The 15,025-nt window shown below is 41.2% G+C and carries 21 protein-coding genes; 4 read left to right on the top strand and 17 right to left on the bottom strand.

Annotated features, from left to right (window positions below):
• Positions 1 to 90: 90 nt before the first annotated feature.
• The 8 genes from AB3351_RS05735 to AB3351_RS05770 all read right to left on the bottom strand — a co-directional run bounded on the left by AB3351_RS05735 (position 91) and on the right by AB3351_RS05770 (position 4,941).
• Positions 91 to 666 (bottom strand): DUF4825 domain-containing protein, encoded by a 576-nt coding sequence (locus AB3351_RS05735; protein ID WP_371146155.1) that lies wholly within the window; start codon positions 664 to 666, stop codon positions 91 to 93.
• Positions 663 to 1,340, bottom strand: a complete 678-nt coding sequence (locus AB3351_RS05740) for a permease prefix domain 1-containing protein (protein WP_371146156.1) — start codon at positions 1,338 to 1,340, stop codon at positions 663 to 665. Before AB3351_RS05740 ends, AB3351_RS05735 begins: the two co-directional genes overlap by 4 nt.
• Positions 1,337 to 1,699, bottom strand: a complete 363-nt coding sequence (locus tag AB3351_RS05745; protein ID WP_371146157.1) for a PadR family transcriptional regulator — start codon at positions 1,697 to 1,699, stop codon at positions 1,337 to 1,339. The genes AB3351_RS05740 and AB3351_RS05745 overlap by 4 nt, the downstream gene beginning before the upstream one ends.
• A 157-nt stretch (positions 1,700 to 1,856) precedes the next feature.
• Positions 1,857 to 2,201, bottom strand: a complete 345-nt coding sequence (locus AB3351_RS05750) for a potassium channel family protein (protein ID WP_371146158.1) — start codon at positions 2,199 to 2,201, stop codon at positions 1,857 to 1,859.
• 355 nt (positions 2,202 to 2,556) lie between these two features.
• Entirely contained in the window at positions 2,557 to 2,703 is a 147-nt protein-coding gene (locus AB3351_RS05755) for a hypothetical protein (RefSeq protein WP_371146159.1), read from the bottom strand.
• 251 nt (positions 2,704 to 2,954) lie between these two features.
• Positions 2,955 to 3,866 (bottom strand): pentapeptide repeat-containing protein, encoded by a 912-nt coding sequence (locus AB3351_RS05760; RefSeq protein ID WP_371146160.1) that lies wholly within the window; start codon positions 3,864 to 3,866, stop codon positions 2,955 to 2,957.
• 25 nt (positions 3,867 to 3,891) lie between these two features.
• Entirely contained in the window at positions 3,892 to 4,377 is a 486-nt protein-coding gene (locus AB3351_RS05765; RefSeq protein WP_371146161.1) for a GNAT family N-acetyltransferase, read from the bottom strand.
• A 48-nt stretch (positions 4,378 to 4,425) separates the two neighbouring features.
• Complete coding sequence (locus AB3351_RS05770; RefSeq protein WP_371146162.1) at positions 4,426 to 4,941, bottom strand: pyridoxamine 5'-phosphate oxidase family protein; 516 nt, start codon at positions 4,939 to 4,941, stop codon at positions 4,426 to 4,428.
• A gap of 105 nt (positions 4,942 to 5,046) precedes the next feature.
• Here AB3351_RS05770 and pdxR point away from each other — a divergent pair, with 105 nt between their 5' ends.
• Positions 5,047 to 6,474 (top strand): MocR-like pyridoxine biosynthesis transcription factor PdxR, encoded by a 1,428-nt coding sequence (pdxR, locus tag AB3351_RS05775; RefSeq protein WP_371146163.1) that lies wholly within the window; start codon positions 5,047 to 5,049, stop codon positions 6,472 to 6,474.
• 410 nt (positions 6,475 to 6,884) lie between these two features.
• Here pdxR and AB3351_RS05780 read toward each other — a convergent pair whose 3' ends face one another.
• From AB3351_RS05780 to AB3351_RS05800, 5 genes are all read right to left on the bottom strand, one after another.
• Positions 6,885 to 7,349 (bottom strand): nucleoside deaminase, encoded by a 465-nt coding sequence (locus tag AB3351_RS05780; protein ID WP_371146164.1) that lies wholly within the window; start codon positions 7,347 to 7,349, stop codon positions 6,885 to 6,887.
• A 43-nt stretch (positions 7,350 to 7,392) separates the two neighbouring features.
• Positions 7,393 to 7,920: a tunicamycin resistance protein gene (locus AB3351_RS05785; RefSeq protein WP_371146165.1), complete on the bottom strand. Its 528-nt coding sequence runs from the start codon at positions 7,918 to 7,920 to the stop codon at positions 7,393 to 7,395.
• Positions 7,898 to 8,401: a GNAT family N-acetyltransferase gene (locus tag AB3351_RS05790; protein ID WP_371146166.1), complete on the bottom strand. Its 504-nt coding sequence runs from the start codon at positions 8,399 to 8,401 to the stop codon at positions 7,898 to 7,900. The genes AB3351_RS05785 and AB3351_RS05790 overlap by 23 nt, the downstream gene beginning before the upstream one ends.
• 243 nt (positions 8,402 to 8,644) lie before the next feature.
• A complete protein-coding gene (locus AB3351_RS05795) occupies positions 8,645 to 9,439 on the bottom strand; it encodes an SDR family NAD(P)-dependent oxidoreductase (protein ID WP_371146276.1) in 795 nt (264 codons plus the stop codon).
• A 39-nt stretch (positions 9,440 to 9,478) separates the two neighbouring features.
• Entirely contained in the window at positions 9,479 to 10,492 is a 1,014-nt protein-coding gene (locus AB3351_RS05800; protein ID WP_371146167.1) for an AraC family transcriptional regulator ligand-binding domain-containing protein, read from the bottom strand.
• A 322-nt stretch (positions 10,493 to 10,814) separates the two neighbouring features.
• On the opposite strand from AB3351_RS05800, the gene AB3351_RS05805 reads away from it, so the two are divergent.
• A complete protein-coding gene (locus AB3351_RS05805) occupies positions 10,815 to 11,153 on the top strand; it encodes a DUF1801 domain-containing protein (protein WP_371146168.1) in 339 nt (112 codons plus the stop codon).
• Between the two features lie 20 nt (positions 11,154 to 11,173).
• Here the strand turns inward: AB3351_RS05805 and AB3351_RS05810 are convergent, their stop codons facing one another.
• On the bottom strand, positions 11,174 to 11,917 hold the full coding sequence (locus AB3351_RS05810; RefSeq protein WP_371146277.1) for a phosphotransferase: 744 nt from the start codon (positions 11,915 to 11,917) through the stop codon (positions 11,174 to 11,176).
• A gap of 503 nt (positions 11,918 to 12,420) precedes the next feature.
• Between AB3351_RS05810 and AB3351_RS05815 the strand changes: the two genes are divergently transcribed.
• Positions 12,421 to 12,612: a hypothetical protein gene (locus tag AB3351_RS05815; protein WP_371146169.1), complete on the top strand. Its 192-nt coding sequence runs from the start codon at positions 12,421 to 12,423 to the stop codon at positions 12,610 to 12,612.
• Between the two features lie 117 nt (positions 12,613 to 12,729).
• The gene (locus tag AB3351_RS05820) at positions 12,730 to 12,963 is read left to right on the top strand and encodes a GNAT family N-acetyltransferase (protein ID WP_371146170.1); all 234 of its coding nucleotides are present in this window, start codon (positions 12,730 to 12,732) and stop codon (positions 12,961 to 12,963) included.
• A gap of 26 nt (positions 12,964 to 12,989) precedes the next feature.
• Here the strand turns inward: AB3351_RS05820 and AB3351_RS05825 are convergent, their stop codons facing one another.
• The 3 genes from AB3351_RS05825 to AB3351_RS05835 form a co-directional block, all read right to left on the bottom strand.
• A complete protein-coding gene (locus AB3351_RS05825; RefSeq protein WP_371146171.1) occupies positions 12,990 to 13,364 on the bottom strand; it encodes a CPCC family cysteine-rich protein in 375 nt (124 codons plus the stop codon).
• 180 nt (positions 13,365 to 13,544) lie between these two features.
• A complete protein-coding gene (locus tag AB3351_RS05830; protein ID WP_371146172.1) occupies positions 13,545 to 14,117 on the bottom strand; it encodes an AAA family ATPase in 573 nt (190 codons plus the stop codon).
• Between the two features lie 396 nt (positions 14,118 to 14,513).
• Positions 14,514 to 14,930, bottom strand: a complete 417-nt coding sequence (locus AB3351_RS05835; RefSeq protein WP_371146173.1) for an MFS transporter — start codon at positions 14,928 to 14,930, stop codon at positions 14,514 to 14,516.
• Between the last annotated feature and the right edge of the window lie 95 nt (positions 14,931 to 15,025).

Here is a 15,025-nt window from a genome sequence, read left to right on the forward strand (position 1 = left end):
AATACACTCCCCCTTGTCGGCTCTGTTCCTGAGCATGTAAGGGGGAGCGTATCTTTTCAAAACGTATTATGCGAATGGGTTCTCCCGTTTTTAAGAAGAAGATGTTTGTATATGCTGTGAAAAAAATGCGGTAACATACGCGTCGTCGCTTATTTTACTTTGTACATTGCGCCGCCAGACCCCCGTGTTTTGCAGCGAGGTCAGCGTAGTTCCATACCACTTTTCAACGCTGGTTCTTTTTATAACATAAGAGGCATCAGAAAAATGGTATCGCACAGCCTGGAGGTTATCGATTAAGACGAAGCTTGCGGTCGCATTGTATAGAATTGCCCGCTTTATCTCCCTTTCGTTTAAGTTCTCCACGCTTTCTTTATAGTGAATGTTTGCTGTTAGTTCCTCAGGATATAGTTGATATGTTTTAGGAATATCAGCAAGCGGAAGCGTATTGTTCAAATGAATGAAGTTGATATGGTTGCCCATGTATTTATTTTTATATGGCAGAATGGATTTCAAATCATGGGTGGCCGGGTTTTTCTGCGCCGCATTATACTGCTCCTCCTGCGCTTTGATTCTTGGATGTATAACCCCTTCAATCGTAAATAACAAACCAAGTCCGATTACGGCCAACAAAACGATGATCTTGTTTTTTCTTTTACATGTATTCATTCATATACCTCGTATTGTCCCAGCAATGTGCAGGCTTTCGTAAACAAGAGCGGTATAACGATGGAGATCAAGGGAGATAGGAAGGAATATGAAAGCATAGCAAATTGATACGGTCCTGAGATCTCAATCGAGCGCCAAAACCACAGATTACTTCCAAAACGCAGTGCTGCCATGGCACCTACGATAACAAGGATGAATACCACCCAAATGATCCACACGCGCTTTTGCCATTTGCGGATATTTTCTGTATTGACCAAGGATACCTTGTTTGGTGTCGTGTGACGTATACGCCAGCCCGCCAAAAGGTAAACGATACCGACGACAATACTAGCCAGCAGCATCGTTGTATTCAATCGCGCCTCTTCAAGCAGTATTCTAGATGGCATCGTTAAAATCCAGATAAGCAAGGAATAGATAAGAGCAGTCTGGATCAGTTCCAGCCAGTAGCGGTTAATGTAGATTCGCTTATTCCCTCCTATGATTAGATCCGCAGAATCAATGTGCTGTACCGCTTTAGCAAAGGCTTTCGCAGGTGTTAGGCCCTGTTCTATATAATCCTCCGCTTTTTCTTCAAGGTTGCTGAGAATTTCTTCTTTCAGCTCATTGATCTCTTTCGTCGGTTTATGTCTGGCAAATATGTTATCTACATATTCCGCTAGTTCTTTCTTTATCATGATAAATCCTCCTTCCCCTTATTATCGCTAACGATCAGGCGGTCAATTAAGTTTCTTGCCGCTTCCCAATTTTGCAGGTTTTGTATGTAGACTTCACGTCCTGACTCGGTGATTCGATAATACTTTCTACGCCCACCCTGTGTTTGTTCTCCCCAGTATGATTCAACCAATCGCTGTGATTCCAGACGACGCAAGCTTGAATACAATGTTGGTTCCTTTAATTCGAAGGTTTCACCGCTTTTGCGAAAGATTTCTTTGATGATGCTGTATCCGTAATTATCCTCGCGCAGGATAATACCTAAAATAATCGTATCAATGTTTCCGCGTATTAGATCACTATGGATATAGTGCTCCCTCATTCTGGACCACCGACTTTCCCTTGATTAATTGCATTATAAGATACAGTACTATGTGTGTCAATGTACTAGGAGTAGCATAGAACTTTATTGCATTTCAACACAAAAAACCCCTTCATTCACTACACGTAAGTAAATGAAGGGATCACCGCTGGCTCTTCTATGCGGATTTCTTATCTTTCGGTTCTTTCGAATTATGAATGCCCCGTGCGATATAGTAGATCACGCCAAAAATAATCCCAATTCCGGCGAATGTATAAATCATCGTGAAAATTTTTCCAAACGTCGTATGCGGTGCAAGTACCGCATCCCCTACCGTTGTCAGCGTCATAACACTGAAGTACAGCGCATCAATATAGGTGAAGCCTTCCACTTGATTGTAAAACAAAGTTCCAGATAACAAAATGAACAAAGTGAGGAAGAAAAGCGTGCGAAAGTTTTTCTCCTTGAATGCATGTGCGAGACCTGTCAGCATCTTTCTTAACGTTAATAAAAACGAAATCATTGTCATCCACTCCCGTTTGTGTGTCTAATTGTATGTAGAAATTGAGCAATATGGAAAATAAAAAACCGGAAAATGGCCTGTATTGACCAGAGTCCGGGTATTGTAGTCACTCATTCACCTTAACTGTAACATCTCGTACATCATGCTCGTCAATCATCCCTTCTAGTTTCCAAACTCCTTTTGAAGGCAGTGATATTTCAGTTACAATCTTTGCTGCCGTATATCTATAGGGAAACAGTCTTTCTTCTTCATCTGGTAGCGGCTCAATGATCCCGGTGCCTATATCTACTGTTTTAAACGTTTCATCCTCGATAGCCGTAAACGTGATTTCTTTGCCTATTGCCTGCTTTCTTTCTTATAAAGCAACTTCTGCCGTCCCTTCTTGATCTGTAGAAAACCATATATAAAAAGCTTCTGTCAGCTTCTTTTCGACGCGTAAATCAGATGCAGCCATCGTAAAATTACCGATTTCTCCACGCATCTTATATTCTTTCTCTCCCACTATAATTCCTGCATCCGGGTCTTGTCTAATGATTTCTCCTTTTTATGTGTGAAATGTTCCAAAGTCTGTTTGTTCTGCACAACCTGCCAGCGATAAAATCAAAAGAAGAAGTCCGATATACTTCATAATGTGTCCCCCTTGTTCAGCTTTTTATACAAAAAAATTCCATAGAACCCTCTTTATTCCCCTTTTTGGAAATGAAAAACCCGATCAGGCGCCTTGTTTTTAAAACGTCCATTCTCGGGCTATTTTTACGTTATTGTATTTTTTGATGCAGACCAGTACGGAGGACGTGAAAGTCCATGTGGTAATTTTGTATGTATATCGCCTTTGGCTGAATTAATCTGACTTTGCGTGAGAAAGAGACTGTCGGTGAGATTCGCTCCTCGAAGGTCGGCGTCGCGCAAGTCAGTTCCTATAAAATCAACCGCTCGTAAGTCAGCATTTCGAAGGTCGGCAGCAATGAGATAAGCACCTCTTATGTTAGCGCCTCTGAGATCGGCTCCTCTAAGATTTGCCCCCATAAGATCGGCCCCTCGTCGGTCAATTCCTTTGCTTTTTTTGGAACCCTTACGCTGACGAAGAAACTCTGCCCGCACGAGCTCGCTTGTTTGTAAAAGGAGCTTATTTACCTCTGCTCGGTGTGATGGGACGTCTAGTTCCATAAGTGAATCGGGACTGGATTGTGAAAGCAGCTCCATTTTGTTACGCGCAGAGGTAAGCTCTCGATAAATGGGACGAGCTGCTTTTCGTGTTAAAGCTTCGGTCAAATACCAAAGCATTTCATGGATTTGTTTCATAATTGGAAATACATTGTACATTTTCTTCGCATGTTCCTGACCTGTATGCCAGTCGATCCCTCTGAAAGTAACCTGGGAGACTTGTTGTCCCGCGCCGAAGCAGTCAAAAACTGTACAACCTTTAAAACCCTTCTGTCTAAGGTTTTTATGAATGCTGCAGCGAAAGTCTGACTGTAGGTTGGGACAGGGCTTCCCAGCATCTTTATCGCTTGCAAAATCTATTGAAGCTGCAAAAGGCAGCGCAACACAACACAAGCCAAAGCAGTTCTCACAGTCGGCACGCAGATGGCTGTACCTACCGTTTAGTTCATCAGCGTTCTCAAACAATCTATACACCTTCTCTGTCTCATCTGGTATTTTCATAGTAAATTATTGGATTGGATGGTTGTCACGCTTTTTCGAAGAGAAATTCCTCAATTTCCTGACCACGCGCATTGGCGAATCCCTTGTCCTCCCCAACTAGTATAAATCCGCATTTCTTAAGTACTCGGATAGAGCCGAGATTATCCTTTGCAGCACGCGCATACAACGGGCGCTCTTTGACAAGCCTCAAAAACGATGAGAGAGCCTTGGTAGCCATCCCCTTGCCCCAATATTCTGCCCCGATCCAATAGGTGACTTCTGGTTGACCGAACTGTTCAAATTTTATGATATGGCCGGCTGCATCTCCATTAAAAAGAATAGTCTTGCTCATGATGTTCTCGTTATTCATAATTTTTGCCCAGTGTGCGAAGAAAGCTTTCTTGTCTGTCGGATCTTTGGCTGTGAAGGCTGCCATATGGTTGGCTGTTGCATCTACTTGATGCTCGAAGAATAGCGGAAGGTCCTCTTCTGTTACGTCCCGCAGTTGAATCTCAAGCATACGGTGTGTCATTGTATTTACCGCTCCTCATATAAAGTTTGGTGCATCTACTCTATTATACTACGGGTTGATGCGGCGGCCCGGGTAAAACAATCGATCATACTGGATCGGATTTTCTTTCATTGTGATTGAATCAGGTTTGATGCGGAAGATGGCTGCCGCATGTCCGGCGGAGGAACGATATTTCTGCACATGGGCTTTTGCTAAGGGCTGCTCGAAATATCCCGGCACATATTTATCCAGCATTCGCTGCAATGCAGTTGTTCCTTCATCCAAATCGGACACCCGCTCCACATCTCCGAATACGATAACACTCATGTATGCCGTATCTGTTTTGGCTGGGATGGGATCGACGAGCGTGCCGAAATGCTCGCAGACTGTAAAACAAACACGAGTGTTTTCACGCATGATGTCTACTTTCCTTCCTTTATCACCACCGTGAAAATAAATGGAATCCTGCCACCAAACAAAATTCAGGGGAACGACATACGGCTGCCGGCTGTCTGCCAGTCCTAGAAACCCGATTTTTTCCTCATGCAAGAAGGTCTCAACTTTTTGATCACGTATTGTTTCCATTTTTCATTACTCCTTTGTCTTTTTTATCAATTTTCATTTATGATAAAAGAAGACTGATCTCTTCAAAAGATACAGTTTTTACATTTTTAATCGGTACAGATGGGAATGGTTAGCGTGGAAATTACTCCTCAATTAGATGAACAAGATCACATGCCATTGTATATGCAGCTATATCACTATTTTAAAGTGGAAATTCAAGCGTCAAGATTATCAACTTCAACACGTCTTCCCTCCATTCGTCAGCTTGCTGCTGATTTGAATGTAAGCAAGACAACGGTTCGTATGGCGTATGAACAACTGCTTGATGAAGGATATATTGAAAGCAGAGAACGAAGCGGTTTTTTTGTTGAGAAAATGGAAGAAGAAGTTCAACAAATTGCCGAGCACATGCCGGCTATTTCCTGTAAAAGAGAGGTGGATTCGAAACAGCCGCCCATTCTCTTTGATTTTTATATGTCCAGCATTGATTTGAATCATTTTCCGTTTGATAGTTGGCGGAGATATACGAATCAATACATGCACAGTAATCATAAGGAGCTGCTCTCGTATGGCGATCCGCAAGGCGAAGCAGGTCTTCGCCTGGAATTGTGCCATTACCTGCGACAGTCCCGTGGGGTGAATTGTTCGCCGGAGCAAATCGTTTTAGGCTCAGGCACGCAAACGATGATATATATGCTGTGTCAATTGATCGGACTCGACGGATCGGAGATTGCGATGGAAGAACCGGGATATCAAAATGTTCGGTGTGTTTTTGAGCACCTTGGTTTTTGTATTCGTCCCATTCCCCTTGAAATGGATGGAATGAATATCGAAGAGTTATCGAAAACCGGCGCCAAGGCTGTCTATATCACCCCGTCTCATCAATATCCGTTGGGGATGGTGATGCCGATTGCAAAACGAACGAGACTTTTGCGCTGGGCAAATGAAAATAACGCTGTAATTATTGAAGATGATTATGATGGAGAGTTTCGTTATCGCGGAAAACCCATCCCGTCGCTGCAGGGGCTTGATACGAACGGTACGGTTGTCTATGTAGGAACGTTCTCCAAATCCCTTTTGCCTGCTGTTAGGATCAGCTATATGGTATTACCAAGCCGTTTGCTGAATGAATACCAGAAACGCTTATCCGCATACGATCAAACGGTTTCTAGACTCCATCAACAAACACTGCAGACATTTATGGAGAACGGTGAGTTGGAACGTCATGTTCGCAAAATGCGAAAGATATATAAACAAAAGCATCATGTGTTGTTACAAAGCATTAAGATGGTTATGGAGGATCATGTAGAAGTAACGGGTCAAGATGCTGGTTTGCATATTGTAATAAAAGTAAACAGTACCCTGGCCGCTGATGAGTTGGTAGTAATCGCGCAAAACGCAGGTGTGAGAGTATATAGTACAACGGATATGTGGTTGAACAAACCGAGTACGTATCCCCCTATGATCCTGCTTGGATTTGGTGGATTGTCTCTAGAAGAGATACAGGAGGGAATTTATCACCTGCATGCTGCCTGGCAGCCGTATTATCAATAGGAGAAATCGTGCCGCTCTCCCTGTTGATATAAATAAAAACTCGAATTCTGCTAAAAATTGCATCCGAGTTTTTATCCTATCTATTTATTGTCTTTTTTACAGGCTTTCCGAAATTCTATTAGTCCATAATATAGCATCAATAGTCCGCTCGGAAGAAAAATGAGGATAAATACAATGTCAGGCAGCAACCCCATTGAAAATAGTAGGAGTGCTGCTATTCCAATTGAAATGACAATATATACGTTTTTGTGCATCATCGCATTCCTATTTGTAAGATTTTGTTACCGCAGGCGGCTGGCGTAGCGCATACACAGCACAGCAATCACTCCGAAAAAGGAAGGATAGGAGTCATTCGTTTTGTCCTCCTTCAAGTGTGCTGCCAGCAGCAGCGATACGCAAGCAGGACATGCTTACTTTGCCTTTAACGCACTCCACATTTCATATGGGTGCTCGGCATCTGCTGTCACCTTGATCTGCTGAATGGGTAACGACTGCTTTTCAATCGGCAGCGTCATTTGTTCATACACATTGCTTGTAGACAGGCCAAATGCGGTCGCCTGTTCATTGGAATAAGCAAAGTACACCGCTTTTATTCCAGAGAGGTGCATCGCGCTTAGACACATGGGACAGGGCTGCCCGCTCGCATACATTTCGCAACCGGTTAGCCGTGGTGTCTGTAAGAATTGAGAGGCTTGACGAATCGCCTGCATCTCAGCATGCGCAGTAGGATCATGCGTGTCCAAAATATCATTTACTCCCGTTGCAATGACCTCCCCATCCTTTACAATAACGGCTCCAAACGGACGGCCGTGTTTTCGCTTTACATTTTCCCTTGCTAAATCAATAGCTTGCAGGATGAATGTATTCGGCTGCATGATATGTCCCCTCCTATAGCATTCTTGTACATTTTGTAGACTGTTATTTCATAAAACGGATATGCTTGATTTTTGTTGTCAAGCGGTCCCATCTTTTTCTTAGCGGTCCCCGATTATCGGGAAGCAGACTAATATTCTCTATGGCAGCTATCTTTTCTACAACATCTTCAATCAACATATTCTCCGTATCAATATGATGCTGAAAAATTTCGTTGGATAAACCATTGATGCATCTCTCGATTTGCTGAGCAGCCCACGAATGTTTACCTTCTCCTCTACTGTGCAATCTTTTTAGCAATGTTTCCTTAGAAGCACATAGTGTAAAGTGTGTAATTCTCACGCCATCGCTTCGTAACCTGCCTATGATTTCGTTGAAATATTGTGGATGTACCACGGTCATAGGTACAATAATTGTTCCGTCGTATTCACTGTCTATGTACTTCAACATCGAATAATTATACTCACGCCACATTGTATAATGTTGAAAATCCTCTTTTACAATAACCTTAGGGAGATTTTCCCTAATAAAGAAACCAACGTTTTCTGGATCATAACACATGACTAAGAGCATGATCGTGCAACTCTACTGCCATAAAGGATTCTTCAGGTACTTCAAAAGGAGCTTCTATTCCCCACAAAGATGCTTTATTGAAGCCAAATTTCGGATAATATTCTGGATGTCCTAATACAATGACAGAATTATATCTGAGTTCCTTTGCTTTCTGTAATGCTTCAAGAATTAATAACCTTCCTATGCCTTTATGTTGGTAGTCTGGTAAGACAGAAACAGGAGCAAGAGCAAGTGATTCAACAATTTCAGTATCATTGACAATTTTTATTTTAGATAAAAGAATATGACCAACTATTTTCTTATTGTCTCTATTAATAGCTACTAAAGATAATTGAGGGATGAATGCATCCGTTTTTCGGATTCGAGACACCAACTCATGTTCTTTCTTATCACTGAATTCCATACTTGCAAATGCACTCTTTATTACCTTTTCAGTAGTTTTATAATCCGCGGGTGTTTCTTGCTTAATATGGATGTTCATATTTAATTCTCCTTATAAGTTGCTCGCTGAACAAATTCTAGCGCCCAATTAAGAAATCCTTCTTCAACAACCTATTCCGAGAAGATTAATTTTTAAAGTGGGGCGCATGCCGTTTGTACCGCCAAAAAACGCACACGAAGGTTTGTTTCCTTGTGTTCGCAGCCACCACCAGGAACAGCTAACTTCTATATCTAATTTTCTTTTAGGTTTTATTCCATTAGGGTCACTTGTATTAGAAGAACGTTAAAAAATTGTCGGTACCATTCCCCCATCCATTCGAATTGGAGAACCTTTAAATGCGGAGGCATAAGGACTACATATAAATGTAGCTAGTCTGCCTATTTCCATCGGTCTGATAAATCGCTGTATTTCAGATTGAGGCAGGTTTGCAGCTATAAATTCTTTCTCTTTTTCTGAAAAGGTCATATCCCCGCAAGGATATAGCCCCTCAATTATTTGCTGCACATTTTCAGAGAGTGTTGGTCCGGGCATGATCGTATTGACTGTAACTTCTGTTCCTATTGTTAATTTAGATAAGCTTTTTGACAATGATGCTAGCATTGATTTTGTCATACAATACTGAGGCATTTGCCCTGAAGGCATGATAGCTTCTTCACTCGCAATAAAGATAATGCGACCATAATCATTTTTTAACATAGTAGGTAAATAAAATTTACATAAACCATTTGCAGCAAGAACATTCGTACGGAAGTATCTTTCCCATACTTCATCGTCAATGTCCTCGTATTGCATAATTTCATAGATGCCCATATTGTTGACTAAAATATCAACAGTGGGATACTTTTCAAATAAAGCTTTTCTTTGTTGAATGTCCACAATATCAGCTGCGGCGTTCTGAGGAGAAGTAGCGGGGAAATCTGATTTAATCTCATTTACAATTCGCTCTACCTCTTCATAATTTCGCCCATTAATTAGTACATTAACACCCTCTTTGGCAAGCTCAATGGCAATTGCTTTACCTATTCCTTTCGTTGAGCCTGTAACTAAAGCTGTTTTATTGTTTAATCTCATATCCATCATATCTCTCCCCTTCTCATTTACGTATGATGATAAAAGTTAATCTATTGAGTTTGTACCTATATGTTCAGTACGCCAATTTGCAGGAGTATCACCTTCCCAGAGACGGAAGGCGCGGAAGAACGAATTCCGGTCTTCGTATCCAATCAGGAAAGCCACTTCTTTCATATCGAGCGCGGGGTCTGCCAAGTACTCCCGTGCCTGCTTATGTCGGACTTGTGTCAACAGATGCTGGAAGCTCATACCTTCGTCAGCAAGCCGGCGCTGCAAAGTACGATCGCTCACCCCCAACTCGCTCGCAACAGTCTGAATGCTGGGGCGCCCTCCTGTTAGGCTGCGTTTCATGATCCACGTAACCATCTCGGCGATTGAACGGCTGCGCTGCTGCTCATCCAACGATTGATCCAGTATAGGAGTCAGAATCTCCAGCAGCTCCGCGTTGTACGAAACAAAGGGACGGTCCAGATCTGCCCGATGCAGCGTCAAACGGTTACAATTTGCACCGATCTGTATACGGCAGCCAAAGTAAGCTTCAAGTACCTGTACGTCCCCCATTGGGTACGAAAATTCGACAAACTTCGCTGTTAAAGGTTGACCTGTGCCCCGGCGACCCAGTTCCAAAAGAAATGCCAGCGTGATACCCACCAGCATCGGTGGACCAGGTTGCTCGGTATTCAACCAATCCAGCTCGATTGTACAGTGCTCCCCTTCCTCGGTAATACGTAAGCTTTCGGGTGGGCAAAGCTGTTTGTACCGGGCCATTCGCTTTAGAGCATCGCGGTAGTCACGAGCATGATAAGTCGCTGTGACGGTTGGTGGGTAATGCGCTGTTTCAAAGACGGTCGCAAGATTGATGATGCCCTGGGCAATGTCATCAATAAGATCGGAATAAGCCTGCCAAATCGCGAAATACTGGTCGGTGGTGACAACTGGTTCAGTAATAATGGTGAGCGGCAGTTGTGCTTTTCGGATCACGTCGTGGGGGGCAATTCCTAATTGACGTAATCCTGTCCAAAATCCTGCCGGGATTTTAATATGAGTATGAGACGTCATAGCGGGCCCTCCTTATCTATCTACACATTTACTAGCTTGGGGTATGATTGCGTCTGGATTTGCTGACGGGACAATTATTATATTACCTTTCTAATGTTGCTCTGTAACTAGCAAAGGACGACATTTTACTTGCCAACTACGCCGAATCCTCCAGTAAAACCCCCTCCTTAATGCCTAAAGTGACACTTTATCAAGGGATCTTCGGAACTTTACTGATAATTATAGTATGCGATAAGACTTTGCTCCAAATATTCCTTGACAAGTATATTTCTTCGCTGATACGTTTTGATTAGGAAAAATCCCCAAAGGAGGCTGTGTCTAAATGAATGAAGAGGTTACCTCTTTTATCGCAAACCTTAATCAGCCGTGGAAAATTGAGATTTGCAATCGACTTCGCCAGTTGGTTCATGAAATTATACCGGCGGTCGAAGAACGGATTCAGTACAAAAAGCCTCATTTTCTGAAAAACGGACATTATACTGCGGTAATCTCCCCTTCTAAAGATGCCATTGCATTTATGATCATGAATGCAGCAGACCTAGAAGTACCGAAAAACTTCGAAGGACCGCCTGAACGAAAATGGCTGAAAATTCGTGAAGGTGATTCGCCTGACTACCACCTCTTAGCTACACTTCTCGCAAAGGCATCCAGTTCACTCTAATAAGGTGAATCGAAGGGGATTCAAAAGGAAGGCGCCAAATACACCGGACCGGCAAATGCGAATTCCCAGTCAATAATACTGGTTACTTCGCAGGATTCTTTATTTTCAGAAACCAAAATGTTTAACCCATTGTAGTCATTATGAACAAGACCCGGAACCTCATCGATACTGTTTAAGAAATCACTGTTTTTACGTGTGAAGTTCCATGGTTCACTCGTTAACTCTTTACCAAGCCAATGACTAGTTTGGCCATCAATTAAAAATTCTTCCATGAATGAAAGAAAAGTATCGGGAGTGATTTTTAAAGGAACATTGACTTCTAAATTTTCATTGAAAAAGCCTGATTTTAGGAACTTAATTTTTCTTATTTCTGAGAGCCAATAGCCGGCAGAAAAGGCGGATTGTCTAATTCCCTTAACGTCATTGCTATACATAACACCTTTTAGTTGAGTTCCTTCTTTCCATTCCATAACGCTAAAGGATCTATCCTCATGATATTCACTGTAATAGATTTCCTGGACAGGCATTTGCTTGTGCAATTTATCGTGTAAGGAGTTCTCAAACATACAATTTTTCTGGTTACTGACTCTCTGTAATTTGAATTGACAAAGCCCCCACCTAATAATTAAGCGGATTCCACCCTTTTTTCTGGCATAAAAGATTGCAGCATCTCTTCGATCTCCTGCTAGTGTAATGTATATAGAGGCTTTATCCTTTCCCAGTTTTCCTTCAATATTTTCCCTCGTTTCTATTAAACTTTTAATGCTTTACTTTTAACTCTAATCGATGAAAAAAGCCGCCTTAAGTTTAAGACGGCTAAGGCAGTCGTTAATGAGGGATTTTACGGAACAATAAATTTATGCCACGAAGCATTATTTTTGGTAATGCAATCCAACGACTCCGTTCTTAGCAATGAACCATGATAAGGAAGAAGTGCTAAAGGCATATCGTGAAGCCGTCGCTTCTGGAAGTTCCTTTTTGAACGGGCCTAACAGTGTAGTAAAAAAATTAAATCTATAATAAAATGGGGCTGTTTGAAACAAGAAAGGATATTAAAAAGAAGAGTTCCCCCCTATTCTTCAAATATCCCTTTAAAATAAGGTTCTATACTGAAACTGGTCATTATTCTTAAACAAACGGGCATTCTTCCGAATTATCGGGTATTAATAAATAATATCGATTCTAATTTGCATATACCTTGCCCTAAAGAGAGCACAGAAAAGGGGCCAGACATTTCCCAATTGTTCAACTAAGGAGGAGAATATGATTGGTATTTATGAAGATTAAGAGCAAAAAGTTATTGATGGTTTCAGTTATCACCTTTGCCCTTTTTGTAATAGCTATTGTTTTAAACTATAGCTCTTTTGAAAATGCGAAAAATGCTTGTATTGATAATAATAAGACTCCCAACATTCAACGAGGCTTTTTAGCAATGAATTGGGCTGTTTCTTGTAAATAAAAAGATAAGAAGAAGTAGAACTTTTTGTAGAATGACAGCTTATTTTTCAAGCGTTCCTAAGAAACTACAAACTGTAGAACTATGATCGAGACATGTAAAGGGAGAGGGGGGATAAAGATGACGAAAAGAAATATCCAAGTGTCCCTAAGGAAAGGAAATATTAAGGATACTGAAGATGTGTTAGAACTTCAAAAGGAAGTTCTTGCAGAAAGTGAATTTATGATTTCAGTTATAGATGAATATGAAGAAACATCGGAACAACTAAGAAGCTGGATCGAGAAAATCTTAGAGAACGAAAGAGAAAACCTAATCGTGGCGGAAAGAAACGGACAGATTTATACTTATGTATAAACTTGTTTAACCTTTTTTCGTTCTCTCTATTCTTCAGCTTCAGGCGGAACAGCTATCCAAGATAAATTGCGTTCTAATTCTCCAATATTGTATCTACCCTCTTTAAACTTTCTACAAGCTAATTTTACCTCATACAAAGGATCATTGATGGCCTGCCAATTAGGGTCCCTCCTATCCTGAACATCAGGCTTTCTTACATTTTTAATGAATTCCTTTTCACATGCACCATACTGTATATAATTCTGCTGCGCTTCGATTAGTGGTATTTGATTAGCGCCTAAGTCATATTCGTTTTCTTTTTGAAAAGGATCGTCCTCCCAAAAACAAATTGGGCATATATCGTAGTCACCGTCCGTATCCATTGTGTTATAACCACAACAAGGACATGTATTTTTGTTCATACAACACCTCTTGATCTTAAAATACGATTCTTATTGTACAAACGTGCATTCTTTCTCCTTCAAAATGTTCAAGAACGCATCAGGAGTATTCTAGATATTCTTCGAAATTCAAGATAGTGTAAGCCAACTAAAAAGGAGCAACAGGTAAAAAACCTATTGCTCCTTTTTAGTTGAGATGCTTTACTCACGAACAAGACCTTCAGATTCGGCTCGCGTTACAATTTCTTCCACTGTTTCTTCTGGAGTCAGTTCTGAAGTGTCTATCCACATCCCGATTTTAGGTGTATCTGCTTGCAGCATTTGATTCAATTCAGCAACCGTCCATAAACCATATCCTGTTTTCTCACGTGACTCTTCTCTCTCCATAATTGTTTTTTCGTTGGGAGAAAGCACAACAAGAAAGACAGGGCTGCTCTGAAACGAGTCGATAAACTCTTTCAGCATAGGTCCAACAATAATATCTTGAACCACTACATTGAAACCTGCTTTCACATACATGTCTGCTACCGTAGCGCTGATTTGATAACGAAGCTGTAGCTGACGAACCGCTTCTTGGGATGGATTCGGTAAAAATTCTTCTCGTCCGGTTACAATCATTCTACGAAAAGTATCACCACGTAGGTGAACCCCTCGATCCAATCGTTTTGCTAAAAGCTGTGCAATCGTTGATTTACCCGAGGCCATTACGCCGGTGATAATGAATACACACGGTTTTTTTTGGGTATATGTTTGAAGGTCTGTTCCTGCTGCCATCAATTACTCCCCCTATTTATAAAGCGCCTAAATGATGCTTGTTTTTATTCCTTTTGATTCGAACAAAGAGGCACAGTGGTATCATAATAGAGCTAATACCGACCCATAAAATCCCCTCAAGTGGTATATATCGAATGAAAGATCCTGCAAAAGTAAAATCAATTGCATAAAATGCATCCATCAAAGCAAGTGTCATACTATTAAAGCTACCTTGTTTTTCTCTAGACACCCTCATTTGTATAACAGAAAAATAGATGATCGTACAGAAAATTTACAGCATGGATGCGACCATGAGTATGATTAGTTTGCCATATATATTAAATGGGAATGAAAGTCCTATTAGAAATAGACTTTCTCCAATGGCAAATAGTAGATAAACCTTCGTCAGGGAGAATTTTAATGTAAGTTGACCGAGGGATATGCTACAAAAAAGGAACCGATAAACGCTTCCATTCCCTGAGCAGACAGAAAAAATCCCCAATATTGCTCGGTATTCCCAAATAGATCTGCTAGCTTTAGCAAATAGATCTTTACTATTCCGGACATGACCGAATATCCAATGGCTGAGCTAAAAAAAGCCAATACAATAGGATCTTGTCGAAATAATCGCCACAAATCAGGTAGCATGCGAAGGAAGTTATTCCACAAATTTTGATGATCAGATTCACTTTCTAGCTTATCCATCAAGGATAAGCCAACAAATAAAGCTACAGATAGAAAACCCAGGGTCGAATAGATCAACATGCTATACGTGTAGCTGAAGAGAGAAACGCAGATTCCTCCAATTGGGGGATATACAAGTGTGATAACCATTCTTTCACCTCTTCCTATTCCTAGATATCAGTAAATGTAAAGCAGATTATATATTGGACGATCATTGATACGTCTCGAATTTCGTATTCGATTTG

The sequence above is a fragment of the Aneurinibacillus sp. REN35 genome (assembly GCF_041379945.2).
In the GTDB taxonomy this organism is placed as follows: Bacteria; Bacillota; Bacilli; order Aneurinibacillales; family Aneurinibacillaceae; genus Aneurinibacillus.

Coding starts and splice junctions, on each gene's coding strand:
- AB3351_RS05735 (WP_371146155.1), bottom strand. CDS start 666: ATGAATACATGTAAAAGAAAAAACAAGATCATCGTTTTGTTGGCCGTA.
- AB3351_RS05740 (WP_371146156.1), bottom strand. CDS start 1,340: ATGATAAAGAAAGAACTAGCGGAATATGTAGATAACATATTTGCCAGA.
- AB3351_RS05745 (WP_371146157.1), bottom strand. CDS start 1,699: ATGAGGGAGCACTATATCCATAGTGATCTAATACGCGGAAACATTGAT.
- AB3351_RS05750 (WP_371146158.1), bottom strand. CDS start 2,201: ATGATTTCGTTTTTATTAACGTTAAGAAAGATGCTGACAGGTCTCGCA.
- AB3351_RS05760 (WP_371146160.1), bottom strand. CDS start 3,866: ATGAAAATACCAGATGAGACAGAGAAGGTGTATAGATTGTTTGAGAAC.
- AB3351_RS05765 (WP_371146161.1), bottom strand. CDS start 4,377: ATGACACACCGTATGCTTGAGATTCAACTGCGGGACGTAACAGAAGAG.
- AB3351_RS05770 (WP_371146162.1), bottom strand. CDS start 4,941: ATGGAAACAATACGTGATCAAAAAGTTGAGACCTTCTTGCATGAGGAA.
- pdxR (WP_371146163.1), top strand. CDS start 5,047: ATGGTTAGCGTGGAAATTACTCCTCAATTAGATGAACAAGATCACATG.
- AB3351_RS05780 (WP_371146164.1), bottom strand. CDS start 7,349: ATGCAGCCGAATACATTCATCCTGCAAGCTATTGATTTAGCAAGGGAA.
- AB3351_RS05785 (WP_371146165.1), bottom strand. CDS start 7,920: ATGCTCTTAGTCATGTGTTATGATCCAGAAAACGTTGGTTTCTTTATT.
- AB3351_RS05790 (WP_371146166.1), bottom strand. CDS start 8,401: ATGAACATCCATATTAAGCAAGAAACACCCGCGGATTATAAAACTACT.
- AB3351_RS05795 (WP_371146276.1), bottom strand. CDS start 9,439: ATGGATATGAGATTAAACAATAAAACAGCTTTAGTTACAGGCTCAACG.
- AB3351_RS05800 (WP_371146167.1), bottom strand. CDS start 10,492: ATGACGTCTCATACTCATATTAAAATCCCGGCAGGATTTTGGACAGGA.
- AB3351_RS05805 (WP_371146168.1), top strand. CDS start 10,815: ATGAATGAAGAGGTTACCTCTTTTATCGCAAACCTTAATCAGCCGTGG.
- AB3351_RS05820 (WP_371146170.1), top strand. CDS start 12,730: ATGACGAAAAGAAATATCCAAGTGTCCCTAAGGAAAGGAAATATTAAG.
- AB3351_RS05825 (WP_371146171.1), bottom strand. CDS start 13,364: ATGAACAAAAATACATGTCCTTGTTGTGGTTATAACACAATGGATACG.
- AB3351_RS05830 (WP_371146172.1), bottom strand. CDS start 14,117: ATGGCAGCAGGAACAGACCTTCAAACATATACCCAAAAAAAACCGTGT.
- AB3351_RS05835 (WP_371146173.1), bottom strand. CDS start 14,930: ATGGTTATCACACTTGTATATCCCCCAATTGGAGGAATCTGCGTTTCT.